Source organism: Candidatus Poribacteria bacterium, from assembly GCA_026706025.1.
Taxonomy (GTDB): domain Bacteria; phylum Poribacteria; class WGA-4E; order WGA-4E; family WGA-3G; genus WGA-3G.
This window is the reverse complement of sequence record JAPOZO010000010.1, coordinates 61,589-87,610: the sequence shown is the minus strand read 5'-3', so window position 1 is coordinate 87,610 and position 26,022 is coordinate 61,589. Positions and strand designations below refer to the sequence as shown.

Annotated in this window: 21 protein-coding genes and 3 pseudogenes; 9 read left to right on the top strand and 15 right to left on the bottom strand. The window is 46.9% G+C overall.

Annotation, left to right across the window (positions count from 1 at the left end):
• Window positions 1-85: 85 nt before the first annotated feature.
• The 7 genes and pseudogenes from OXH00_02515 to OXH00_02485 form a co-directional block, all read right to left on the bottom strand.
• Entirely contained in the window at window positions 86-745 is a 660-nt protein-coding gene (locus tag OXH00_02515) for a hypothetical protein (protein ID MCY3739873.1), read from the bottom strand.
• A gap of 110 nt (window positions 746-855) precedes the next feature.
• On the bottom strand, window positions 856-1,521 hold the full coding sequence (locus OXH00_02510; protein ID MCY3739872.1) for a hypothetical protein: 666 nt from the start codon (window positions 1,519-1,521) through the stop codon (window positions 856-858).
• A 467-nt stretch (window positions 1,522-1,988) separates the two neighbouring features.
• A complete protein-coding gene (locus OXH00_02505) occupies window positions 1,989-4,022 on the bottom strand; it encodes a WD40 repeat domain-containing protein (GenBank protein ID MCY3739871.1) in 2,034 nt (677 codons plus the stop codon).
• Window positions 4,023-4,059: 37 nt separating this feature from the next.
• Window positions 4,060-4,221 (bottom strand): hypothetical protein, encoded by a 162-nt coding sequence (locus OXH00_02500; GenBank protein MCY3739870.1) that lies wholly within the window; start codon window positions 4,219-4,221, stop codon window positions 4,060-4,062.
• Between the two features lie 77 nt (window positions 4,222-4,298).
• Window positions 4,299-4,460: pseudogene (locus OXH00_02495) on the bottom strand (membrane dipeptidase).
• Window positions 4,459-4,593, bottom strand: a pseudogene (locus OXH00_02490) (sulfatase-like hydrolase/transferase). Before OXH00_02490 ends, OXH00_02495 begins: the two co-directional pseudogenes overlap by 2 nt.
• On the bottom strand, window positions 4,586-7,795 hold the full coding sequence (locus OXH00_02485; GenBank protein ID MCY3739869.1) for a leucine-rich repeat domain-containing protein: 3,210 nt from the start codon (window positions 7,793-7,795) through the stop codon (window positions 4,586-4,588). The pseudogene OXH00_02490 and the gene OXH00_02485 overlap by 8 nt, the downstream one beginning before the upstream one ends.
• Before the next feature lie 898 nt (window positions 7,796-8,693).
• Here OXH00_02485 and OXH00_02480 point away from each other — a divergent pair.
• Both OXH00_02480 and OXH00_02475 read left to right on the top strand, forming a co-directional pair.
• Entirely contained in the window at window positions 8,694-10,466 is a 1,773-nt protein-coding gene (locus OXH00_02480; GenBank protein ID MCY3739868.1) for a hypothetical protein, read from the top strand.
• Window positions 10,467-10,713: 247 nt separating this feature from the next.
• Window positions 10,714-12,699 (top strand): SPOR domain-containing protein, encoded by a 1,986-nt coding sequence (locus OXH00_02475; protein ID MCY3739867.1) that lies wholly within the window; start codon window positions 10,714-10,716, stop codon window positions 12,697-12,699.
• A gap of 65 nt (window positions 12,700-12,764) precedes the next feature.
• Here OXH00_02475 and OXH00_02470 read toward each other — a convergent pair whose 3' ends face one another.
• Window positions 12,765-13,604, bottom strand: a complete 840-nt coding sequence (locus tag OXH00_02470; protein ID MCY3739866.1) for an amidohydrolase family protein — start codon at window positions 13,602-13,604, stop codon at window positions 12,765-12,767.
• Window positions 13,605-13,798: 194 nt separating this feature from the next.
• Between OXH00_02470 and OXH00_02465 the strand changes: the two genes are divergently transcribed.
• On the top strand, window positions 13,799-14,497 hold the full coding sequence (locus tag OXH00_02465; GenBank protein MCY3739865.1) for a zinc metallopeptidase: 699 nt from the start codon (window positions 13,799-13,801) through the stop codon (window positions 14,495-14,497).
• 49 nt (window positions 14,498-14,546) lie between these two features.
• Here the strand turns inward: OXH00_02465 and OXH00_02460 are convergent, their stop codons facing one another.
• The 3 genes from OXH00_02460 to OXH00_02450 form a co-directional block, all read right to left on the bottom strand.
• Window positions 14,547-14,975 (bottom strand): VOC family protein, encoded by a 429-nt coding sequence (locus OXH00_02460; GenBank protein MCY3739864.1) that lies wholly within the window; start codon window positions 14,973-14,975, stop codon window positions 14,547-14,549.
• Between the two features lie 227 nt (window positions 14,976-15,202).
• Window positions 15,203-15,994, bottom strand: a complete 792-nt coding sequence (locus tag OXH00_02455) for a phytanoyl-CoA dioxygenase family protein (protein MCY3739863.1) — start codon at window positions 15,992-15,994, stop codon at window positions 15,203-15,205.
• Between the two features lie 17 nt (window positions 15,995-16,011).
• A complete protein-coding gene (locus tag OXH00_02450; protein MCY3739862.1) occupies window positions 16,012-16,410 on the bottom strand; it encodes an SCP2 sterol-binding domain-containing protein in 399 nt (132 codons plus the stop codon).
• Between the two features lie 378 nt (window positions 16,411-16,788).
• On the opposite strand from OXH00_02450, the pseudogene OXH00_02445 reads away from it, so the two are divergent.
• Together OXH00_02445 and OXH00_02440 are read left to right on the top strand one after the other, a co-directional pair.
• Window positions 16,789-17,055: pseudogene (locus OXH00_02445) on the top strand (MGMT family protein).
• A gap of 49 nt (window positions 17,056-17,104) precedes the next feature.
• Window positions 17,105-18,310, top strand: a complete 1,206-nt coding sequence (locus OXH00_02440; protein ID MCY3739861.1) for an aminotransferase class I/II-fold pyridoxal phosphate-dependent enzyme — start codon at window positions 17,105-17,107, stop codon at window positions 18,308-18,310.
• On the opposite strand, the gene OXH00_02435 is transcribed toward OXH00_02440, so the two are convergent.
• Together OXH00_02435 and OXH00_02430 are read right to left on the bottom strand one after the other, a co-directional pair.
• Complete coding sequence (locus tag OXH00_02435; protein MCY3739860.1) at window positions 18,290-19,528, bottom strand: tetratricopeptide repeat protein; 1,239 nt, start codon at window positions 19,526-19,528, stop codon at window positions 18,290-18,292. The genes OXH00_02440 and OXH00_02435 overlap by 21 nt on opposite strands.
• Window positions 19,529-19,752: 224 nt before the next feature.
• On the bottom strand, window positions 19,753-20,355 hold the full coding sequence (locus tag OXH00_02430; GenBank protein ID MCY3739859.1) for a hypothetical protein: 603 nt from the start codon (window positions 20,353-20,355) through the stop codon (window positions 19,753-19,755).
• Window positions 20,356-20,771: 416 nt separating this feature from the next.
• Between OXH00_02430 and OXH00_02425 the strand changes: the two genes are divergently transcribed.
• From OXH00_02425 to OXH00_02410, 4 genes are all read left to right on the top strand, one after another.
• Complete coding sequence (locus tag OXH00_02425) at window positions 20,772-21,791, top strand: amino acid ABC transporter substrate-binding protein (protein MCY3739858.1); 1,020 nt, start codon at window positions 20,772-20,774, stop codon at window positions 21,789-21,791.
• 163 nt (window positions 21,792-21,954) lie between these two features.
• Window positions 21,955-23,187 (top strand): ABC transporter permease subunit, encoded by a 1,233-nt coding sequence (locus OXH00_02420; GenBank protein MCY3739857.1) that lies wholly within the window; start codon window positions 21,955-21,957, stop codon window positions 23,185-23,187.
• A gap of 21 nt (window positions 23,188-23,208) precedes the next feature.
• Window positions 23,209-24,459, top strand: a complete 1,251-nt coding sequence (locus tag OXH00_02415) for an amino acid ABC transporter permease (protein ID MCY3739856.1) — start codon at window positions 23,209-23,211, stop codon at window positions 24,457-24,459.
• A gap of 87 nt (window positions 24,460-24,546) precedes the next feature.
• Window positions 24,547-25,275, top strand: a complete 729-nt coding sequence (locus tag OXH00_02410; protein ID MCY3739855.1) for an amino acid ABC transporter ATP-binding protein — start codon at window positions 24,547-24,549, stop codon at window positions 25,273-25,275.
• Between the two features lie 19 nt (window positions 25,276-25,294).
• Here OXH00_02410 and OXH00_02405 read toward each other — a convergent pair whose 3' ends face one another.
• Both OXH00_02405 and OXH00_02400 read right to left on the bottom strand, forming a co-directional pair.
• On the bottom strand, window positions 25,295-25,651 hold the full coding sequence (locus OXH00_02405; GenBank protein MCY3739854.1) for a DUF2283 domain-containing protein: 357 nt from the start codon (window positions 25,649-25,651) through the stop codon (window positions 25,295-25,297).
• Window positions 25,652-25,658: 7 nt separating this feature from the next.
• Window positions 25,659-25,991, bottom strand: coding sequence for a hypothetical protein (locus OXH00_02400; GenBank protein MCY3739853.1), 333 nt, complete (start codon window positions 25,989-25,991; stop codon window positions 25,659-25,661).
• Between the last annotated feature and the right edge of the window lie 31 nt (window positions 25,992-26,022).

Genomic DNA, 26,022 nt, shown 5'->3' with positions numbered 1-26,022 from the left:
TTATGACACTAATAGTCAGATTTTACACCTTAAAGAACTCCGTAAATTATTTCGACATTGGCGGAAGCCAATCCAATCTATTTTTTTAACGCCAAACACGCAAAATTTCATGGTAGTCTTCCAGAGGCGGAGGCGGAAACGGTTTAGGATTCTCGCGATCGCGCTTGTCTTGATAGTGAAATCGGAGTCTATATGCTCCCTCGAGTTGTTTCCAATATGTCGCTTGCCAAGGGGCAATATAATCCCACTCCATGGACTCCAGAGACACCTCTACTTGACGATGAAAACAGAAAGATCGATAGTAGAATCCGAGTTGTCGTTTATCCGCACACATCACTTCCCACATTCCATATTTACTGCCCTTTGGCCAGTGAAAACCGTCTTTTATGTAGCTTTGCCAGTCTGGGGCAGCGAAGGCTTCCCATTGCGCGCCGCCTTCCTCCGTCAATCCATAAGACGTAGGTTTTTTGTTATCAAAGGGTGCATAACCTCTGGATTTGGGTTCATTCAGGGCACGTTCGATTTCCTCGGCGGTTGAAATAAAGCCGTCAACCTCATTTTCGGCATAAATCAGTCCCGAAGAGAGAAGCCGATAGAGGGTCTCACCGAGTGAGGTGCGTGTTAACCCGTGTCCTTTTATATTAAAGAATTCAGATTCGCTCCTAAAGAGCGCACCGATTGCGAATTCATCCTCAACGACGTTTTCAAGTAGCCAATACTCGCCGCGCGTAAATCGTGGTTCCATGCTGTTGTTCCTTTACTTATGACACTAACGGTCAGGTTTTACACTTTAATTTCTCAAAGGGAGCCAAAATTTATCTTCACATCGTGGACACGTCAATCCGATCTATTCTCCTATCGCCAAACACACCAAAGGCCACGATGCCATTCTGGACTTGCAGGTGGAGACCCTTGATAATCCTCCGCCTCGCTCTTGTCTTGAGCCTGAAATCGGAGTATATGTGCCCCCTCAAGTTGTTTCCAGTACGTTACCTCCCACGGCGCAACATAATCCCACTCAACCGATTCCAAAGACACCTCCAGTCGTTGATGAAAACATATAGATTCAACGTACCTTTCGAGCCACTCTTTATCCGCACATATCAGTTCCCATATTCCATATTCATCCTCGTCCTCGTCTGAAAATGTTTCGCCGCCCTCTACGTATTTTTCCCAGTCCGGTGCGGCGAAGGCTTCCCATTGCGCGCCACCCTCCGGTGTCAGTCCATAAGATGTGTGTTTTTTCTCACCTGCGGAGAAAACTCTCATGGGAGGTTCATTCAAGGCACATTCGATTTGTTCATAAGTTAAAATAAATCCGTCAACCTCATTTTTGGCATAAATCAGTCCCGAAGAGAGGAGTCGATAGAGGCTCTCAAGCAATGATGCTCGTGTTAACCCATGCCCTTTTTTATTTAGGTGTAACTCAAGCTCGCTATCAATAAGACCAGAGATAGACCATTCATGCTCAACGGCGATTTCAAGTAGGAAGTATTCGCCGCGTGTAAATCGTGGTTCCATACTGTCGTTCCTTTACTGCTTTGTATAACGTGAGCTTAAAAATAAAGATTGAAACTCCCGTAGGTTGGGTTGAGTGGTAAAAGACCAAGAACCCTCCCGTTGATGCAGAAGTAGCCGATTTTCAAAGACCCGTTTTTGTAGATACAAATAGCGAAACCCAACACCCGAAACGCTGTGGATGTGAAAATGCGTTGGGTTTCACTCGGTTTTTGGTGATTTCAGGTTTCTCTGTTCCCTTGAAAACTCTGTGCTGTATACGGTTTTTAGTAGGTCTCCGTTCAACCCAACCTACAAAATTCAAAATCTTTTATCAAACTCACGTTTTTATAGTGAACCTAAAAATAAAAAGACACTTTCAGTCTCCCCCGGTAGGTTCGGTTTCCCAACCGAACCGGTGCGGAGTGTCCAATTAATTCTAAAATCCATCAATGAACGAATTTGGATGCGTTGATATATGTCTGATGCGTTCACTTCCACAGAAGTACCGTACGGTCCCGACTTCTACTTGCAAGGGTCTTGCCATCCGGACTGAACAATACATTATAGACACTACCCGAATGACCCGCAAACTTCGCTTTCAACTCACCCGTCGCAACGTCCCACAAAAAAACCTTATAGTCGGGCCACGCATCCCCACTTGCGAGCGTTTTACCATCCGGACTGAACGAGACGCTATAGACACTGCCCGAATGCCCCGCAAACTTCGCTTTGAGGGCACCTGTTGCAACATCCCACAAAAGAACCGCATCGTCCCCTGCGTCCCGACTTCCACTTGCGAGGGTCTTGCCATCTGGGCTGAACGCGACACTCCTGACATCACCGTTAGGCGCGCCGAGTTCCGTTTTGAGGGCACCTGTCTCTACGTCCCATAAACGGACCTCACTATCATAACTTAAACTGACAAGTACCGTACCATCTGGGCTGAACGCTATACGCCTGATTCTACTATGGGTATCGAGTATCCTTTTGCGTTTACCCGTTTCAACGTCCCATAAAAAAACCTTATAGTCATAGTCGCCATAGTCTTTCGGGTTCCAAGTTACACCAGCGAGTGTCGTGCCGTCTGGACTGAACAAGACACTCCTGACCTCACCTGTAGGTCTCGCGAGTTTCGCTTTCACCGAACCCGCCGCAACATCCCATAAAATAACCTCGCCGTTATAATAATTCACACCGGCAAGTATAGCTCCATCTGGATTGAATGATACACGCCTGACCCAGCCTCTATACCCGGTGAGCACCGTTTTCACCGAACCCGTCGCAACGTTCCATAAATGAACCTGCCCGTCCGTATTCGCGCTGGCAAGTGTCTTGCCATCCGGACTGAACGCTATACTCCTGACCCGATCCGTATCAAGTCTCGCTTTCACCGAATTTGTACCAACGTCCCATAAATGCACCTCACCATCCGGACTCCGGCTGGCAAGTGTCTTGCCATCCGGACTGAACAAGATACTATTGGCAGTGCCTGTATGCCCGGCGAGTTTCGCCTTGAGACTGCCCGTCGCAACGTCCCAGAAAAAAATAGCGTGGTCACCTTTGCCCTGATTCGCGCTTACCAGTGTCTTTCCATCCGGGCTGAACAATACATGACTGACCATAGCCGTATGCCCTAAGAGTTTCGCTTTCACTGAACCTGTCTCAACATCCCACAAAAATATTGTTTTGTTTGAACACCCTGCGAGTGTCTTGCCATCGGGACTGAAGGCTACACTGTTGACCCTATACTTATGACCAGTGAGTGTCAATTTTACCACACCTGTCTCAACATCCCACAAAAATACTGTCCTATTTGAACATCCTGTGAGCGTCTTGCCATCGGGACTGAACGATAGACTATGGACCCCGCTTGTATGCCCTGTGAATGTGGATTTGAGGGTGCCCGTCGCAACGTCCCACAAGCGCGCCGTATCCTCATAACTCCAAGCATCACTGACGATTGTCTTACCATCCGGACTGAACAGCACATCACTGACTCCGCTTGTATGCCCTGTGAGTGTGGATTTGAGGGTGCCCGTCGCGACATCCCAGAGACGAACCGTACTATCATAACTTGCACTTGCAAGTATCATGCCATCGGGACTGAACGATAGGCTTTTGACCCCGCCCAGATGTCCAGTGAGGGTCGCTTTCACAGCCCCCGTCCCTACATCCCACAAACGAACTGTACAGTCCATATCCGCACCACCGCTGGCAAGTGTTTTGCCATCCGGACTGAACGATAAACTATAGACCCAATCCATCTGCCCAGCGAGCAAGGCAAGTTCTTGGAATGTTTTGGCATCATACAACCATATACCGATGTTCGTTCCTACCGCAAGCAACAAACCGTCTGGAGAATACGTTACCTCTCCCACGCTCCCTTTACCGAGACGCGCTTTGGCACCCTCAGGTAAACTGAGTTGCGTATATGCCATATCCTGCGCGAACCCAGGGCAGATACTGACGCACGAAACTATTAGGAGCGTCAAGGTGAACAAAAACGTCGTCTTTACTTTCATGTGCTCATTCCTTTTTTTCAGACGGATAGTTAATGAATTATACAGAAAAAGCGACAAGCCCCAAGAATAACAAAAAATGTTTCCGATAGAGACTAAACGTCGTATCCAGGATATCCTCAAATCGCATCGGTTTAAGGGCGGTTGTTCCTACAGTAGGCTCGCTGTTGTGATTTCGCGCTGTATCGTTGTGTGTTGGCATGTTTCCGCCTAATTATAGGGGGGTGTGCCAACTGGTTTAGGTTTTATTAGAGATTACACTTAGCAGTAGTTGTTTGTCTACCGCCATGCGTCGTGTAAGAATCGGAACCAGTTGCCGTGCATGATGGCGGCGATGTCGTCGTCGTTATAGCCGCGGGCTGACATTATGCCGGGTATCTTCTGGAGATCGGCGATGGTGTCCAAATCACTTGGGGACTGCTCACGTCCGTACCCACCATCCTTGGTTTGCAAGGCGGTCGATATTTGGGGTCTCGAAATGCTGCTGCCCATAGCAACTGAGCATCCCGCGTCCGAGATCGTCTGCGAAGATGAGAATGACATTCGGGGTAACTGTATTTCCCATATTATCCATCCAAATTTCCTGCGACAGCGACAAGATCAAGAATATTGATGACACCATCCCCGTTGATATCTGCGCGTGGTGCCTCATTTACAGGTTTACCGACATTTTTCGAGACAAGTACCAGATCTAAAATATTGATGACACCATCTCTGTTGACGTCCTCTTTGGGTCCCGTCCAAATCTCGTCTTCTGGTAATGGTGCGCGTTCTTTAATCTCTATCTCAAGTCTTGGGGCTTCCGAAGGGATCTCTTCACCCTCGCTATCAGCGAGAAGACAATTACCCGGCGTAAAGACGGCTGTCCCTATGTTTTTCGCTCTAAACTTGATAGACAGTAAGACTCCGCTTCCGTTGACCCCCTTCCCGTCCAACCGTAGAACTTTGTATCCACTAATGAGTCCTATTTCATTGTCGATGGTGCCTTCCTGAAATAGTGTCGCTGCCCCATCTGGCGAGAGGAAATCACCTTCAGTAACTTCAACAGCTTCAAGCAGATTCGCGTCAAAGGCGAGATTACACTGCCAACCCACTAAATTGCGTATGAACTGCGCATTGATGTCGAAAGTAAAGGGATTGCCGAGACCGACGCGCTCGGCGTTTGCAGAAAAAACAAATCCATTCGGCTCTATCTTGGTGTTCTTCCAGAGTTCGTCTAAAACCGAGTAATCGGTTATCGGATTATCTCGAATATTTAACCATTTCAGATTCGTTAAGTTTGCTAATGGCGAGACATCTGTGATATTGTTTTCTGCTAAAAGCAATCTCTCTAAACCTGTTAGATTTTGCAAAACAGAGACATCTGAGATATGGTTATTCAGCAGATACATCTCTCTGAGCTTCGGTGCATTCTCTAAAGAAGGGATTTCCGAGATTCCGGCACCACATAAATCTATCACTTCAATATTAGGATTTACGAATAGCGACATATCCTTAACTGGAGCATCCCATATTCGAATGGTTCTCAATTTTTCTTTACCTGCCAATGCTGAAATATCGGTTATATGGGCACCATCATGGTTGGTTAAAGCTAAATGTTCTAATTCCGTCAGTCCTGCGAGAGGTGAGAGGTCTGAGAGTGGATTCGCTGACATACCCAATTCTCGTAGGTTTGTCAGTCCCGCAATTGGTGAAAGGTCTGAGATATTATTATAATCAATCAACAATTCTCGTAGGTTTGTCAGTCCCGCAATTGGTGAAAGGTCTGAGACATTATTACGCTCAATCAACAATTCTCGTAGGTTTGTCAGTCCCGCAATTGGTGAAAGGTCTGAGACATTATTACGCTCAATCAACAATTCTCGTAGGTTTGTCAGTCCCGCAATTGGTGAAAGGTCTGAGACATTATTACGCTCAATCCACAATTTTCGTAGGTTTATCGCATATTCGAGTCCGGTTAAATCTCTAATACCTTTCTCAAATGTCGTTTCATCTCCGATTATTCTGAGTCCTTGCATCTCTTGGAGCGTAATCGGTTCATCCCTTGATTTGATTAATATTTTCGAGAGTACTTTTCGGAGGTTTGGATCCGGTATGTAGACCTCATCCGATCTGGATATGACCACAGTTGGCACGGGTTCAATTGTCGGTGAGTTCACTGCGGAAACAACAGATTTGAAATTGGCTGTCCATGTATCGCGTTTGATCTCACCTGTTTCCAACACACCAAGCCCCAGACTTTGTAAATTGACATTTTCTTGTATTTTTTCCAGGAAGGTCTGGGTCTGTAATCCGAGTGCCGCGGCAGCGTGCGATGCATCTAAAGTGCTATTGAATATCTCATAGAACCGAGAAATCGGTTCAATTTCACTAACCGTTTCACCCGTTGCGGCTACAAGTGACATTTCATAACGTTGTTTGTCAAAGGCTACAAGTCTATTCATTACATCCTGTTCGACATAAAGCCGCAATGCGTGTGTTCTATCATAAAGCGGACTCGGTGCTTGTTCAATAGCTTGGCGCACTTCATCCTCAAACGTTTTCATGCCTTCGGTATGACAGCCGATACAAGAGATGCCGTTCCTAACGGTCGGATCTCTTGTCGCAGGATTAGAAACAATCTCTACCGGTGCTTTGTCGAGTCTGTTTCCCCGCGCATCAGACAGATAATATGCTTGCAAGCCATTCGGTAGGTTGAATACGACCTCACCACCGTCGTGAGTAAAAGAAAGTGGATGCACGAGGATGTTTTGTTTGCCGACACTTCCAGCAAAATCATAGCTTTTCCAATACGCGCCATATTGCGAGGCGTGTCGTTCCACGACTCGGTTGTTCGTAGAAACCCCTGACTTTTTGAATCCTGCGCGCCAGACGCGAACGCCAGGGTCATTTTTGATGTTTTGCGCAACATTCACACCAAGGCGTGTTTCTAATTCTCGGTCTGTTTCAGGGAGACCCAGCACCTCATTGTAAAGCGGGGGTTGTGAAGCCGTTGCGAGGAACCAATCAATATGTACCACCGGCACCTCACATTCCATCTCATCCTGCAATAGGCTGAGTTTATTACGTAAACCGATCTGTTCTGCTCCCACAAAATCATTTCTGTAAGAATATTGCTGTTCTATCTTTGTCCATGCATCGTTTTTATCCCATTCATAGTTTCGCAAATCTATGTAAAAAATTGTCTGTTCCGGATTAATCGGTTTCGGTCGGACAACCGTGACCCCCCAAGACAGGCTGTTCACAAGTTTGGAAAGCGCAACGCTGTATGATTGCAGATCTTCAGATATATCACCCGCATTATAGAGATGTGTGAGTGTGAAATAGCGCGCGGAGGCGCGATCAAACGGCGTAAGGGATTGTAGATGGGTGTGGATGCTGTCAAGTATTACCTCGTCTGTGATAAAACGCCTATCTGTTTCTGGTAGAACATTCCAATCTGGCGCACCTGCGAGTATCCAGTCCCGAATTGTGGCGATAGATTCATCTGAAAGTGGTGGTTGTCCGAAAGGCATTTGCAACCCTCGCTCGGTAGGACCGAGTAAGCGCCGGTATAACTCTGATTCCTCCGGTTTTCTAGGAACAACTGTGCCATTTTCAAGCAACAATGACCAGTCTATAATGAGTGACTCCGCGAAGGAGCCACCTTCACTATGACAGCCGACACAGTACTTTTCAAAAATGAGGTATGCGTTTTGCGCTGTGTTGTTTTGGGTATATCCGTTCCCACAAACAGAAAGTAGACTTACGATTAGTAAACAATTCAAGAATTTCATACTCGGTTTTCTCCTCTCATTGGAAATGCCTCAGATGCCGATTGACACTATGAATGTTTCGAGGCGGATTCTGTTTATTCATGCAAAAGTGATTGGCCTTCCGGTTTACCTATCTGTTCATACTATCAGTTTGGACAATTTTAAGACGATACACATGTTGAAGAAACACCCCAGCAAAAACCCCTACGGGGCTTAGGACTTGGTAGGTATGCCGTTTCTATTCTCACTGCGAAGCAATTTTGAAGAAATCCGCAGAAACACCCTATCAAATACCCCCAGCAAAAACCCCAAGGAAATAAACCCTACGGGACTGGCGATTGGTGCAGTCGAGTTCATTTTTCTGTAAGTTGGATTTGTGTGAGAAACATTGAAAAAAATCAGCAATACTTTGGGAACCAGTCATGAATCTGACAGAAACTGTCCAAACTATAGTAATGAATTATAGTAAAACCCGAAAATATGTTTACACTTGTAGCATAGGCTGTTAGCCTGTGCCTCCATGAGATTGACATTCACAAGTTCACATAACGAGACAAGTGTATAAGTAATTACGAGACCTACTATAAAGGACCCGCTCAAAAACATGAAACATATTTTTCTGATTGTTAAAGACACAATTTTGGGGTGGAAAACGTGCATTTTGCAAAAAAAATGAAATAAATTTGGATTTTTTAGGGATTATCCGGTGAGTATCAGGATAGGTTTTTACCGGTTTAGGACGCATCCACACAATTTAATTATAACATCCGTTTAAAACGCATTGCAAGAAAAAGCAAAATACGTCTCTGTCTGCTCACCGAATTAGGCGAGGTTTGAACCTCGTCAACGAAGAGCGGATGCTTTCTATTTGATTTCTCCGTGAAAACGCGGTAAAATATATTTCAAAGGAGACCTCTTGATGAAACTGTTATCCCATCTACTCGTTTTTGCGATTGGCATCGGACTTTACACCACTACATCGGTACCCGCTGATACTAACAACACACCCCCGTGGCAACCCATAGGAAAATACATACACCCCGATATCCGAGAGAGTTCCGGCATCGTCGCGAGTCGGCAGTTTGAAGGTGTCTACTGGACCCTCAACGACTCCGGCAACCCTGCAACACTTTACGCTACAAGACTGAACGGCGAACTCATCGGAGAAATCGCAGTAAAAGGTTCTGGAAACTTCGATTGGGAAGCACTCGGTATTGACGATAAAAATCAGCTCTGGATCGGTGAAATCGGCAATAACAGCAGATTGCGATTCGATCTGAAAGTCGTTGTTGTCGCAGAACCGGATCCGTTCACCGAGACGGAGGCGGAAGTCATCGCGAGTTATCCGTATCGGTACCCGAACGAAAATGTGGATGCAGAAGGACTCTTTATCGTTGAAGGTATCCCTTATATCGTCTCTAAGGAGCGAGAACGGGCAGTACTTTACCGGTTCCCTATCCTGCAAGTCGATACAAAACAGGTCTTAGAAAGGGTTGGCGAATTCGCTGGGGCGAAGTTCGTGACAGGCGCGGGTGTGTCAGCAGATGGCACGCGGCTTGCTGTTTGTACTTATGACGCGCTCTGGGTTTATCACAGCACAACCGGTGATTTGGCGAAAATGATTCAAGGTACACCGTGGCACCTACCGCACAGTTTCTACGGGGAAGCCGTCTGCTTTGATGGCTATAATCTCGTTTTGACAAACGAGGCGCGGGACCTTTACGCAGTGCCACAGTTTTGGTATGAAAAGGAATGGACATTACCACCAAAGAACACCGAATCCGCAATTGCTCTATTACCTAAGACAACAGCCCATGGCGTAACGGTCCAGATAGAAAACTACCGCGCAACGGGGGTTGATATAGGCGGAAGCCATCTCGCTTTCACACCAGAGGTTGTTGGAGAGACAGGATCCTTAACCGCTCCGATTGAAGTGCCTTACAGAGATGTTTATGAAATTCGTGCCGTTTTGACACACGGACAAGCGTATGCAAGCGTTCAACTATCTGTCAATGGCACAGCAGTCGGGACACCCTACGATTGCTATGCTTCTGAGCCGATCGCTGGGACACTGGTTTCATTCGGGACTGCCCCTTTGAATGCTGGTGAAAATCAGATAATGCTCAGCATCGTCGGGAAGGCGCCCGAACCCACAGGTTCTAAAATCGGCGTTGATTCCTATCAGGTGTTACATGCCTCCCCATTCGTGAAGCGTTACATGATTTTGGGGCCGTTCTCAAAGACAGATGTTCAGACGATTGATGAACTGTTGCGCCCTGAAGGTCAATTGAACTTGAAAAAGACTTACACCGGTATTGACGGCAAAGCCGTCCGCTGGCAGGAAGCGACTACCCGAGCAGACGGCTTTCTCAATTTACGTAGGGACCTGAGTCCTACACCAATGACCCTCGGATACACGTTGGTATATGTCCACGCGCCGAAAGCAACCGATGCTGTGATGTTGATCGGGAGCGATGATGAATTCGCTGTTTGGTTAAACAGCACTGAAATTCACCGGAAAAGTATCAACGCTGGCGCGACGGCAGATGCAGATGCGGTGCGGTGTCAACTGAAAGCGGGATGGAACACGGTTTTGTGTCAGAAAGTCGATAATGGCTGGTCTTGGGGTCTCTATTTGCGGTTTACGGACGCGGATGGGGTTCTGAGATATGCCATCCACCCTGCAGAGTAAAGACCAACAATTTATCAGTTGGATTTCGTCCCAAAATCGGGGTTACAAACCCCTCCGACAAGCGAAAAAGGACATCTAATCCCCAAAATTTTACACGCGCTGTCCCATCAAATTTTCCTACCTATCACCCTGCTTGTACCCATTTCTATCAATTCAACGTTAAAGAAGTAGGTAAATATACCATCAAGGTTGAAACAGTGCAAATAGACACATCATCAAAGTTGAAAACAGCAGTGGGGTGTATTCGATGCAATTCAATTTTATTAGACGTAGCGGACAAAAGTTGCTGCTGCGAATCATACGAAAGATCGTTTTGGTTGGGGTAATCTTGGCAGTCGTCCCTGTTAGTGCGGGTGCTTCGAGTATAGCGCACCGTGATATTTTTGTCGGTGCGAGTGCACGCGCAGTCGGTATGGGGAGTGCTTTTACGGCAGGACCCTCCGCAAACAACGGTTTCCTCTGGAATCCGTCTTCATTAGGATTTATGGACGGTGCGGAAGTGAACATGGGTGCGATGCCGCTTGCGGGAAGCACCTCAAGCAGTGAACAGACATTCTCTGTTGCAGCGAACCCGAACACACTCGGTATAACGGACAGAAATTTCGGGAATCTCTCCTTCGCAACGTGGCTTGACGGCTGGGGCAGCGACATAACCGAATCCACACAGATTGTGCTTCTGGGATATGGACTGGCGTTCGGAAAAAACGCCTCGGCAGGTGCGAACCTACGTTACTATCAGAACAACACACCTTTCCGAACGAATTTTCTATGGAGCGTAGATTTAGGGATGCAGTTTGCCTATCCATTGGAAAAATGGGGTGATACGGTGCGGGTTGGTCTCAACTTCTCCGAATTGAGTAACGGTATTCGAGAGGAGGGCGTACTTCTTGAGAGTATCCCCTTAGCTGCACGTTTCGGCACAACGTACGAATTAGGTAAGGATACACTCTTTTCCGCCGATTTTGCTGTCCGAGGTGAGAACAACATAAATTGGGGAGAACGCCTCCGATTCCATGTCGGTGCAGAACGCTGGCTCATCAATGGACACTTCGGGGTACGCCTCGGTTATACCACTTTAACCACGCTTGACACACTCTGGAGTGGCGAATTAGCACGAGGCTTCAGCTTCCGAAATTCCACAGGACAACTTGATTATGCTTATGTGACTGGCACTGAATTAGAGCAAAATGTCCATTGGATCTCTGCGACCTTACGCTGGGGTCGGAGCGATACCAAACCTGCAGCAGTCGTCATACCCCCTGAGGTTGTTAAAACCGAGGAAACGCCAGCCGCGCCGATTCTGATGCCAGCAACGCTCACACCGACTGTAACGCCCCCTGAGACAATCACAGTAGAATTACAACTTTCAGTGCTCACAATTTCACCCAATAACGATGGTATTGCCGATAACACGATTTTTCGCTTTGATCTCCAAGAAACTAAGAATTCGCAACCCGTTGCGAGTAGCATCTTAAAGTGGCAGTTGAACATCCGTGATGAATATACCGAAAGTATCTGGGAAAAATCTGGGACAGGCGTACCGGCAGAAGGTATCGTCTGGAATGGCATCGCGAACACCGGTAGTCTGGTTCCTGATGGTAACTACGAGGTGCAACTGCATCTTCTTGACGCGCAAGGGAAACCGCACTTAAAAGATAGCAAGAAACTCGCAGTAGACCTCATTCCTACGACATTAGAGCTCTCCGGAAAAACACCGACAACGGTCGGCGTGAAAACGTGGGATATGAGTCCAATCGCACATTGGAAATTTGAACTCTTTGACACGGCGGATACACTCGTTGAACAGTTGGAAGGAGAAGGCTCGCCGCCTGAGGAAATCGCTTTAAGCAAAGTGACAGCGCAGCCAGCTGCGACTTACACTTGTAAACTGCACGTTCAGGACATCGCCGGGAATCAGAGTACACAACAAGCGGAACTACAACTCGGTACAGGCAGTCAGCCGACAGCAGCGGCAACACCAACAGCATCAGCAGGAAAATTAACGCTGATGGTCGGTTCTTTTGCGCAATCCAATAATGCCGAAATGTTGGCTGAGAATTTGGCGTGGATGTATCCAGATGAAAAGGTGCAGATATACACGGCTGTTGTCGACGCGAGGACGATGCATCGGGTAACGATTGGCGAATTTAACGCGCGGGCAGAAGCAGCGGATCTCAAGCAGCACATCCAAGAGACACAAGGCGTTGAACCGGTGTTGATTACGATTCAGTAGCATGGCTCTTGGCAGCGTCAATTTTAAAAAAGAACCGTCGCGCCTACCGAGTTGAGAACATCAGTTTATATCGAATAGAATTCCGAAGCGTTTTCGTAAAAGAGTCTGCTTTTCTCTGCATCCGAGGCATCTTCGACAGCCCATAAGAGTGCGTCTACCCACTCCTGATATGTCGCTGCCAGCGTGCAGACGGGCCAATCACTCCCAAACATCAGTCGCTCATAGCCGAATGCCTCTATCAGATGTCGGATATACGGCTTGAGCTCCTCGCGTGTCCAATTCTCGCTTGCGGTCGTCACGATCCCTGATACCTTGCAGTGGACATTCTCAAAAGCGGCGAGTTCACGGATATGGGTCGCCCAGGGTTCAAATTGCCCACCCTTTATATCCGGTCCCCCGCAATGGTTAAGCGCGTGCCGTACATCTGGTGTCGCCTTGACGAGTTCGATCGCCGCTGGCAGCTGCGCATGGTTCGCACAGAGTTCAAATGAAAGATCAAATTTCGTCAGCAATTTCACGCCGCTAATCAGCTCAGGACTCGCATAGAACCGCGGGTCGGGATGATGCCACGCCATCCGACGTACTCCTACGACAAGTCCGAAGCCTACAAGCTGCGCAAGGATAGCCTCGGCGTTCGGTTTTTCCAACGGTGCCGCCGCCGCGATTGCGCCTATCATCCCATCCGTCTCAGCGATCTCCGTCAGCCACTCGACCTCTTTGACGACATCCGTTTCAGCAGGATCCCCTTCAACATGAACCGACTTGACGACATTAAGATCACCAATCGCCGCGCGATAGTCTTCCGCTGTATACTGTTTCTCCAACAGGTCAAAATCCTCAAGCCACGGGTATTCCAAGTTTTCAGTATCCCAGAGGTGTTGGTGCGTATCAATTATTTTAAGCATCTGTTTTCCTCGTTTCCAATAGGTTAGACACATTCTGACTTGACAGTATAACACGTTATCGGAATAGCATCAAATTATAGAGATTTTCAGCTGAGGAAAAAATGATTTGAATTTCTCGGCAATATCCCGTATAATTTCTTAACCTAACAGATATTTAACAATAGAAAAGAAAACATAATTTGGAGGTGTTTACTATGTTTTGGGGTTTCTTTGACCCACTGTATTTTATAATTATTGCGCCGGGTCTGGCATTGTCTCTATATGCGACGTTTCGCACAAAATCGACATTCTCAAAATATTCAAAAGTCGGATCGCGTAGTGGATTGACGGGAGCAGAAGCCGCTGAGTTGATGCTAAGGAGACAAGGTGTCAACGGTGTACGAATCGAACGCTCTGGTGGATGGCTCAGCGACCACTACGATCCGGGTAAGAAGGCGTTGCGATTGTCCGATGATGTCTATTCGAGCCAATCGCTCTCTGCAATAGGGGTCGCCTGTCATGAAGCGGGGCACGCGATGCAGGATGCGCACAATTACGGCATGTTAGGTCTGCGGACTGCGCTTGTTCCTGCGACTAATTTCAGTTCAACCTTTGCGTATATTTTGCTGATAGCAGGAGTCTTTCTCCAGTTCACAGGCTTGATATTCCTGGGCGTCTGCCTATTTTCAGTGGGTGTCGTTTTTTCGCTGATAACGCTTCCCGTTGAATGGGATGCCAGCAAACGGGCAAAAGTCGCAATGGATGAAGCAGGGATGCTTTCGCCAGAAGAAAATCGACACGCCAGTAAGGTGCTTAACGCTGCATTTTTGACATACCTCGCAGCGGCATTGACAAGTCTTCTTACACTGGCGTATTATCTGATACGGTTGGGCGTATTCGGTGGCGATGAATAAAATTGGATAGATGGCGCGGCATGGACCGCGCCTATGAAGAATTAAGGCGTTAACTCTTGCTTTCGATATCGACACCGGGCCACTGATCGTCTTGCTCGGTAATATCAACGACGATACCGTCGGGGTCTTCCACCTTGAAAGCAACTGAGGGCAGTTCGTCCGAATTGGGATCGTAAGGGTTGCTGCCATCTAAACCTTCCCAAGTGATCTCAAATCCGAGGTCTTCACACCGTTGCGCGGCTTCTCGCAAGTTTGGCACACGAACGCCGATGTGGAGGTAATCTAACATTCCGCCGACGTGTTCGGGACGTTCGGGACCGCGGTGTTGAAATACACGGAAATTGTGATAACCATCGGTGAGATCGTAGCAGCCGTTCATCGTTGAGAAGACACTCAATCCGAGGGCATCGCGCCAGAAACGGATGCTCTTCTCCAGATCGGTCGTGCGGACACCGATGTGTACGAGTGTTGTTGACATAAGAGATTTCCTTTTGTTACGGCACGGCGGCGCGTGCCTACTACCTTGTTACGGCACGGCGGCGCGTGCCTACTACCTTGTTACGGCACACGGCGCGTGCCGACTTCTATAAACATTGTGAAGAAACACCCAAGCAAATAAACCCTACGGGGCTAAAAAGATTGCCTCTGACACAGTTTCAGGACAGACTTTATCAGAATCAGGTTTCGGCGTGGTTGAGTGAAGTTTTAGACCCAGACAGTTGGTTCTCGGTTTTCTGCGCGGTGTTCGTAGAGCATTTTGACATCATCGGGTAACTGATCAAACGTCTCACCCGGAATCGTGGCAGTATTGACCCCAAAGAGTTCCAAGTTCAGCCACCACGGTGCGTATCTGACGACGACCGCCGTCCGTTTGCCTGCACTCGGATTTTCTGCGTTGGAGTGCCAAATTCGGCTGTCCATGATAAGGACACTCCCGGCACCTCCAATGGCTTGCATTTCACCCTCAAGCGGGTTCCGGTCGCCGATACCGTCCTCTTTACCTCTGGGGTTGCGAAGGTCTACATGCGTCTTAGGCACAATCCAAGTACCGCCGTTCTCTGTCGTAAACTCAGAGAGCATCCAGAGGGTCGTGATACCGATGACAGCACTCGGAAACGGCTGTGAGATGTGCCACTTCTGGTTCAGATCATACGGGAAATCGGAGTGATACGCCCGCACTAATTCATAATGCGGGGGACGAATCTTATACTCAGTCTGCGAGATACGGACCTGGGGTCCCAGCAGCTGCTGGATAGTCGTGAGAAGCCGCTCGCTCGCGAGATGCGCGGCAAACTTCGGCATGAAACTGATAACGTTGCGTTCCCATCTACCGTGTTCTTTGCTGAATTCATTATAGTCTGCTTCTGAGGTTTCGACCTCATCACGAACCTCGTCAACGACATCGGCGGGAATAACGTTCTCCAAGACGCACCAACCTTCTTCCCGCAACTGCGTAACATAAGGTTCAACTGTTTCTAACAAATTATCGGTTTCCATTGAAGCCTCCGTGCATGTTAAGAATCGCAACCGGTTTCTCGATCGCGGTTATAGCGAACTGCTGTTTTAATGAGTGGTGCGAGGCGCATCACCTTACCAAGGGAACCGCTGATACCAATTTCGCGTGTGGTTATGGCACCCATGACGTTGAGTTCGCCCGTCCAAAATTTGTGTGCCACATCGCCTGTCATAGTGAGTTCAACATCTGGCGTTGGGTTATCGGACATACCGCAGATGATACTATATTCGCCATTTGCCGCTGTTAGCGTTATTGTACAATCAGGCACAGTGTAGTTAAACTGGACGGTCAGCGTCAGGGATTTGAGTGCTTCTTGTGCTTCTGGTAGCGTTGCGATTTCTGCAAACAGTTCACTCATATAACTATAGAGTTGTTCCGATGTTTCAAAAATAGCCATAGTCTGCGGTATAGCATACCGTAATAACATTTATGAAGTCAAGTAACTTTTTAAGAAAACTTTAGGTAACATAAAATGAAAAAATCAAACCCTTTAGAACGTATCTCCGAGGCATTAGGCGGTGAGCAGGGCTTAAGGCAGTTACGCAATGTCTTCGGCATCCCGAGTTTCTGCTATAAGTCCCCGATAGGATGGATCGACATCATCGCAGAGGAAAACCGTATTTCGCGTGCTTCCTTTAGTGAAGCAGCCCCATTATCTGTACCTACCTTCCCACCAACGCTCCCTGTTCTCACCAGAACGATTAAATTGTTGGATATCTATTTTGCTGGCGGACCGATTGATTTCGCCGAGATACCGGTGCAATTAGCATACACCACAGCGTTCCAGCAGCAAGTCTGGAAGGCCATTCAGCAAATTCCTTATGGAGAAGTGCAGTCGTATCAATGGATCGCCGATCGGATCGGGCGGCCGAAATCGGCGCGTGCCATTGGAAACGCAGTCGGGGCAAATCCGGTATCAATCCTCATTCCGTGCCATCGTGTCATTAGGAGTAGTGGTGCATTAGGAGGCTACGGCGGTGGATTAGACCGCAAACGTCAATTGTTAGCACTTGAAGGTCACGATGCCGAAAAATTCAAGTAAAACACCCTCTCCACACAAAAGCACCGAAAACAGACTTCAGGAGTTTTAAATGACATCTCAAAAAAAGTTAGGGAAAGCCACGCAAGCGATCCATGCGGGTGAAAGACCCCCCTCCGCCAGCGAAAAAAGTGGGACCCCCCTCCTACCGCCTATCTATCAGAACAGTACGTTCCGGTTCACGACAGCCGCTGAATGTGCGGAAGCGTTCCGAGACGAAGAGAGCGGTTATATCTATACCCGATGGGGTAACCCGACACAAGAGGTATTAGAAAAAAAACTTGCCGTACTTGAGGCAGGCGAAGCGGCACTCGCGACAGCATCGGGAATGGGAGCGGTGAGCACTGCCCTGCTTACGGCTCTATCTGATGGCGGACATGTTGTTGCCATGGAAAATCTTTATTCAGGGACGTTCCAAATCCTTAACGAAGATCTCCGACGCTTCGGTGTTGAAACGACATTCGTTGATGCTACCGACCTGTCGCAAATTGAACGCGCCATTAGACCTGACACGAAAGTCCTCTACCTTGAAAGTCCAACGAACCCACTCCTAAAACTGATTGACTTGCGGGCATCTGCCGAGCTTGCGAAAGCACACAGTGTGACCACAATTATTGATAATACGTTCGCGACCCCGTGTGGGCAGCAACCGATTGCTCTCGGTATTGATGTTGTCGTCCACAGTATGACGAAATATTTGAGTGGTACGGGGGCAGTGATTGCCGGTGCGATTGTCGGGCAAAAGGAATTTATTACGCACGCGAAAACAGGGGCACTGCGCAACTTCGGGGCAGTTATCAGTCCGTTTAACGCATGGCTAACGCTACAGGGGATCACAACGCTGCCATTGCGATTTGCGCGGCACTGCGAAAACGCGATGCACGTTGCGGCGTTCCTCGAAACACACCCAGCAGTCGCATGGGTTCGCTACCCCGGTTTGCCGAGCCATCCGCAACATGAACTCGCTAAACACCAAATGGAGGTGTTTGGGGGCATGATCACACTGGAACTGAAAGATGGACGTGCCGCGGGCGAACACTTCGTCAATCGCCTTCAACGCTGCGCGCTTGCAGTCAGTCTGGGAGACGTACGTACCCTAATTTGTCATCCTGCGTCAACAACGCATTCACACGTCCCTGCCGAAATTCGTCAGCAGATCGGAATTACAGACGGTTTGGTCAGAATCTCTGTCGGTCTGGAGGACGTTGCGGATATTATCGCCGACCTCAAGCAGGCGTTAGAGTCCTGTGCTTCTTAGGGTTTGTATATAATTCTCATTGACATTATTCGACGCATGCGTTGCCTCTTTATGCGGTTCTGGAAATTCCACGAGCAGCTTCTGATATGCTGCCACTGCTAAATCCGTTTCACTATTGTCCTCATAAATTTTTCCGACCCAATATTGTGCCATCCGTCGAGTGTCATAATCGTAGGTAGCATTATCCGCCACTTTTTGAAACGCATCAATAGCAGCTGCTATATCCTTGTTTACAAGGGCGATTTGTGCGATGTAAACCTGTGCGTTAGCGGCATTTTCGTTGCGTGGGAAAAGTTCGATCCCCTTTTCAAGTTGGGCGATGGCTTCGTCATACTTCTCAAGTCTTTCATAAGCCCATCCCATGTAAAAGTAGGCATCCTGCCCGGCTTTGGTGTCCGGATAGAGGTCAATGACCTTTTGATAGCCTTCAAGTGCCTCCTGATACTTGCCCTCCGCCAGATAAGACTGCGGGATACCGAAACTTGCCAAGGGTGCGAGATCGGGATCCCCGGAATCAACGACGTTTGTGAATTCAATGCGCGCGTTTTCGTATTCCTGTTTCTTGAGGTAAATCTCGCCAGTAACATATAAAATCTGATAGAGCAGCGGACTATCACTGAAGGGTACTCGAAGAATGTCAAACTGTGCGAGTGCATTGTTCAATTCATCTTTCCCATAGTAACACATTGCCGTATTAAACTGCGCTTGTTCCGAGAGTTCACTGCCGGGATATGTGGCGATTAATTGATTGAAAAGCGCGAGGGCGCGGTCGTAGTAGGCATCAAGGGATTCAAGGGTGCCAGTCTTTTTTAACTCCTCAGCAATCTGATAAGAGGCGAAAGCGATAGCGTACATCGAGTCGTCCGCCCACTCACTGTCGGGGTAATTGTTGATGAGTCGTCGAAAAAGCGCGAACGCCTCTTCATCGGTCCGCGAAATACGTGAGGCGAGCTGATAGATCGCATCATCTGCCCAGAGGCTGTCTGGGTAGTTCTCGAAAACTTCACGGTATGCGGCTCGGACTTCGCGCAAACGGCTTTTATCGGGACTATCAAGCCCGACGGGTGGTGCGTCAAGCTGCTTTACCGCCGTCCACGCCTTATCTGCGTTGTCGTAATAGTGCTCGTAACTGGTGTTGTTCCCAGTGACACGCCCCAGCCAAAAACCACCAGCAAGTGCAAGCAGAACACAGATTTCTGCGATTATGAACTTCTTCATCTTTCTTCTCCTTACCAAGTATTAATTCTAAGTATGTTAGCAAGACTGTTAAAATATGTCAAGCGCAGCGTACACAAGTTTAGGGATATTTACGGTAAAATCCAAACAGGACTCACGCAAATTGCGTAAAGGCGCAATATATTTTACCAAAAAAGTCAGTATTTCAGTTATTTAACCCGCTAAATCCCCCTTATCAAGGGACTTTAAGAGGAAATTCGATTGCTTCATTCTCCCTTCGATTCGCGCCCTGAATCTGTCATGACCTTTTCGCGATTAATAAAGATTCCCGCTTTCTTCTCCTCAACAACGACCATAACCCCCTCAGGTTCCTCATTGCCGCGATCACGCGCTGCAATCATATAGCCAAACCTGTCGCCTGTTTCAAAACGACCCGCTTCTAAGTCAACAACCCCCCCTCTGATTCCGCCATTCAAATCAAGACTCACCCTGTTGTGCGCCTTGCTGATGTGGAGTCTCACAGTTTTACCGCTGTTCGCTGTGAGGTCCCCAAGGTTAAGACCTTCACCCAGTTCGATGTGGGGGCCATCTTCAAGGATTGAGATGTCAATCTTGTCGCGCGTGTCAATCTTGTCGGGTGCCTCGCCTCTGGCCATGCTGATAGATGGGTCGCCCGTGTCGCTTGCGAAAAAGAGACGGATCTCGTTGGTCCCATTCTTCAGAATAATTTCAGAGCATTCGATAGTGTCAAAACGTGTAACGTTATCCTGTGCCGCCACCTCGCGGTCAGCATTCCCAACAAGGTATGCAACACTGGCAATTAATAAGCCGATAACCAAGTATGTGATGCGTTCAAGTATACGTTTCATACGATCATACCTCCTATCAATTTCATCGAAAAATAAGAATTTGCAATCGTTAACGCTGTTGACCTATTTTGTTCACTTTACTGTAGCAAGTTTCGTGCCGATCTGAACAATACTTTGCTAACGGAATTCTTCGTAAAACAGCCATAAAGTTCTGCACAAAATAGGGCATACACTATCATCCAATGCACGAAATGGGGCAGATTTGTGAGACAACCCGTTTGTACTGTGGGCTGCCTGTCTCTTATTAATTCCCTTGACAACCTAAGGACAGTTTGATACAATGTGTAAAAGATAATATCTACTGTCTGTTTATCAAAGAGTCATAAATTCGATACTGATAAAATTGTGAACAGTGATAACAGAATTTAATCAAATTGCCTTTTCGATAGAGGGCACATCAAAAAGAGAGGTTTTCTGTGCGTAATAAATTTTTGTTTCGCGTCTCCGTGTTAATTTTAGCGATTTCATTAGTGACACCACTATTTGCAGACAATCACGAGAGTATCTTGGACAAAGTTAAAAACAGGGGGAAATTAGTCTGTGGCGTACACGGCGGTTTACCAGGGTTCGGTTTCCTTGGTGAAGATGGTAAATGGAGCGGTTTTGACGCAGATTTTGGACGTGCAATCGCTGCAGCCGTTCTTGGCGATCCGAGCAAAGTTGAATTTGTGCCCTTAAATGCTGCCGAACGGTTTACCGCACTTCAAACAGGTGAAATAGATGTCTTAATCCGAAATACCACATGGACGCTTAGCCGTGATGCCGAGTTGAGTACTGACTTCACACCACCAACATTTTACGACGGACAAGGTTTCATGCTGCCCAAATCTCTGAACATAAAATCTATTAAGGAGTTAGCAGGCGCAAGCATCGGTGTCACCGCAGGTAGCACAACCGAGTTAAACCTTGCAGATACGATGCGGTCTTTAGGGCTTGAATTCAATCCAGTTGTTTATGAGGATATTGACACCCTTTACAGTAGTTATGATGCAGGACGTGTGGATGTCGTTACCAGTGACAAATCCCAACTTGTTGCGCGGCGTAAGGACCTTAAAAACCCAGACGATCATACCATTCTGGAGGCAACCATATCAAAAGAACCTTTAGGGCCTCTCACGATTCACGGTGATAATAAGTGGAATGATGCTGTAAGTTGGGTCGTTTATGCCACGTTCTTTGCCGAAGAGCACAATATTACGCAGCAGAATGTCAACACCTTAGAAACCGATAATCCAGAAATCAAACGTTTTTTGGGTGAATCCGGTGAAATGGGAAAAAAACTTGGACTTCCTAAAGACTGGGCAAAACAGATTATTTTAGCCGTTGGTAACTATGGCGAAATCTTTGAGCGTAACCTCACACCCATCGGCTTGCCTCGTGGTGTTAATAAACCGTGGACGCAAGGTGGTTTGCTCTACGCAATGCCGTTCCGTTAGGTTATATCTTGTAGGATGTGCTGGGATCTATTCCCCAACACATCCTACAAGACATCCAAGTCGATGAAGTGCCAACGTTAATTTAAGGCAGAAAAAACCCGCAAAGTTAAGACAAGTTTTGTGCCTCAACCGTACCTACCAACTGACAACTTCCACAACATAGATGAATAATAATACACATAAGATCATACCAGATAAAATCCCATTCTATCGAGATGTTCGGTTTCTGAAAGTATTTTTCCAGATACTTTTCCTTATCGGCATCATTCTGTTAGCAGGATTCCTCTACTCGAATATGTTGAATGGACTCAGAAAACAGAATTTAGCTCTTAATCTATCCTTTTTAGGGAGCGAAGCAGGATTTGGAATATCTGAAGGGATTGCGTACGATCCTTCAGAATCATATCTCAAAGCATTTTGGGTTGGTGTTGTCAACACAATAAAGGTAAGTATCATAGGGATAGTATTTGCGACGGTATTAGGTTTCATCTTTGGAATTGCGCGGTTATCCAGCAATTGGTTAATCCGAAATATTGCTACTGTCTACGTAGAGATTTTTCGCAATATTCCGCTGCTATTACAGATTTTCTTCTGGGCTGCGCTAACGCGTTCGCTCCCTACGGTTCGCAACAGTATTATAATATCCGATAGCATAGTTTTAAACGTGCGCGGCATATACCTTCCCTCATTTGAACCGGGTACTGGATTTTCCGCTTGGTTGTGGTATCTGCTTGTCGGCGTTATCTTGGCGGTAATTGTTGTTTTGGTGTTTGCAGTATTTCGGCATTTCGGACAACTTAGTGAACCTCATCATACAGACCGTCCTTCCTTCATCTCTAATATAACCTTTGGCGTGAAGTGGGCTGCCGCGCCTACTTTTTTGATAGTCGCAATTGCAGGACTGTTTCTAACATCAGAAGCCCCATTTGTAGTAAACCGCCCTGTGCTTCAAGGGTTTAACTATGTCGGTGGGATGAACCTTACACCAGAGTTCTCCGCACTCTTAATTGGGCTCGCTGTCTATACAAGTGCGTTTATTGCAGAAGTTGTAAGAAGCGGTATACAAGCAGTGGTGAAAGGGCAACGGGAAGCAGCCAGAGCAGTTGGCCTAAAAGAATCGCAGGTACTACGATTAATTGTCATACCCCAAGCGATTCCAATTATTGTGCCACCGCTTACCAGTCAATATCTGAACCTTGCAAAGAACTCCAGTCTTGCCACTGCAATTGGTTTCCCGGAACTACTTCATATTGGACACACAATGATGAATCAGACGGGGCAATCCATTCCTATTTTCGGGATGGTCATGGTAAGTTATCTCATCATGAGTCTAACGACATCCGCCTTCATGAATTGGTACAACTACAGAATCACCCGAATTGGTCGATCAAGGTAGCACTGAAAAGGAAGCAGAAACGTGGAAAATATTGCGATTACACAAGAAGTCAAACCTCCAAATACATCAAAAAGTCCGCTGAAATGGTTACAGGATAACCTTTTTAACACATGGTATAATACCATTTTGACTTGTTTAGCACTTGTGTTTCTGTTCTTTGTTTTCAGGGGAGTTTTGACTTGGGTGTTTACACAGGCAAAATGGGAAGTAATCCCTGCTAATCTGCAAATACTGATGATCGGCGCTTATCCGATAGAACAGGCGTGGCGGATATGGATAGTCCTTTATACTTTGTTTGTGTTGTTAGGACTGAGTGCGGGCGTATGGCAAGGTTTGGTTCTCCGCATTTCAACTGCTATTGCAATTTTTGGACTGATTTTACTGCTTATACCTTTGGATCTTGTTAAAAATAGTGAAACTGAATCTGCTACACTTGAATATAACTTCAATATTATCTATCTCATTTTTTTCAAGAGGAGATGGTTATTAGGTGGTTTAGTACTCTTTGTCGTCAGCTTCTTTCTCGGACGCGATAGGAATGAATTGAAGCGATGGGCCATCGGTGGATGGGTTCTCTCTTTTCCGTGGACGATGATAATGCTACACGGATTTGGTGAAAATACCGTCTCCACAACAAATTGGGGAGGACTTCTCTTAACGTTGATTCTGGCAGCTGTCGGGATTGTCGTCTGCTTTCCACTCGGTGTCCTTTTAGCACTTGGTCGTCGAAGCCAACTGCCAGCAATTAAGTGGGTTTCCACAATATATATTGAGACGATTCGTGGTGTGCCGTTAGTTACCATACTGTTCATGGGGAGTATAATATTTCCCATATTTATGCCGGGAGATTTTCAACTGGATAAAGTTATACGCGCAATGATTGCGTTGACACTTTTCTCCGCTGCTTATATGGCAGAGAACGTACGGGGCGGACTCCAAGCAATACCGCAAGGGCAAATTGAGGCGGCACAAGCGGTCGGACTTACTTACCCGAAAACAATGCTATTTATCGTGCTTCCGCAAGCACTCCGTTCCGTTATTCCGGCGATAGTGGGACAATTCATTTCGCTATTTAAGGACACCTCCCTGGTAACCATCGTCGGACTGCAGGATCTATTGGGAATAGCCCGAAGCATACTCGGAAACCCAAAATGGCAAGGTTATTATGTTGAATTATATCTATTTGTTGCGGCTATCTATTTTGTTTTTTGTTATGCAATGTCTTATGTTAGCCGGAAGATTGAAGCAGACTTAGGTGTCGGAAAGCATTAGGAATTTGTAACATCAATCTGGACCAATTTGTTATCATTGAAGAAGGAATCAGATATGACTGAAAACGAAAATATCACAAACGATCCAATTATTATATGTGAAGACGTACACAAATGGTTTGACGATTTCCATGTCCTTAAAGGAATCACCACTACTTTCAAAAAAGGTGAAAGGGCGGTCATCTGCGGTCCATCAGGGTCAGGGAAATCCACCTTTATCCGAACAATTAATCGCCTTGAAGAGCATCAACGCGGGACAATCATTGTTGATGGAATTGAGTTAAGCAACGATCTACGCAATATCAATCTCATCCGTCAGGAAGTCGGTATGGTTTTCCAGCAGTTCAATCTGTTTCCACATCTGACGAACATAAAGAATATCACCTTAGGGCCAATCCAAGTGAAGAAGATGTCAAAAAGCGCAGCGGAAGAAGCCGCTTTGGCTTTATTAGAGCGGATGGATATTGCTGACCAAGCCTATAAATACCCGACAGAAATATCGGGCGGACAGCAGCAGCGTGTTGCGATTGCAAGGGCATTAGCTATGGAGCCAAAGATTATGCTCTTTGATGAACCCACAAGTGCGCTTGACCCAGAAATGATCTCAGAAGTGCTTGATGTGATGCGCGAACTTGCACATTCCGGTATGACGATGTTGGTTGTTACGCATGAGATGGGATTCGCACGAGAAGTGGCTGATCGGATCATGTTCTTTGATGAGGGTGTGGTTATAGAGGAAGCAGCACCGGCAGATTTCTTTGATAACCCACAGCACGAACGCACGAAACTTTTCATCTCACAGACGCTGCAGCATTAGGGATATATTGCAAATCTGTTTAGCAGGCTGCTTGCAGAAGCGTAATCGGAATCGCTTCGGAAATTGAGGGTGTATACGACGAAAGCAAAAGTACATCGCTGACGGGTGGGCGTTGAAGAATATCTAAGACAATATCTCGGAGGTCTTCAGATAATTCGGTTAAGCCTGTGAGCGGGAAACTCCGGGGTCCCATGTCCGTCTTTTGGGCAAGTAAAGAGTATTCCAGAAGGGTCAGTCCAACAGCTTTGCGTTCCGGTTTGTTGAATCGTAGCAAGATATGGGGAGTCAATTCAATGCCTGTTGCCTGTTCATTTGGGACAAACGAAACATACAACGTATCGCTTACTTCATCGTAGTTAAAAATCGGTTGCGTCATAATTTATTTACCTAATTCTTTTTTGATAAGCCGTAACGATGTAGTTATTTGAGATAGGTTCGCTATCCGAACCTTCTCGAAACCGAAAAAGGACAATTGCAGTAATGTGTGTATTATCTGCTGGCAAATCAATGAAGGCATTGGTATATCGGTACTTTTGCGGATTTAACGAATCTTGTTTCCGCCTCCCGTGCTGAATTGTAGCCTTTAGGTGTTCCTCATAGTTTACCATATCTGGATGATTAATGGAGGCAGTAATATGTTGCCACCGTTCATGTGTTAGATAAATTTCGTTTCCATACCGATCATGAATTTTCCAACGTATACCAGTTGCAGTCATGCAAATTCTCTTTTGGTGCTTAAAGTCAAAT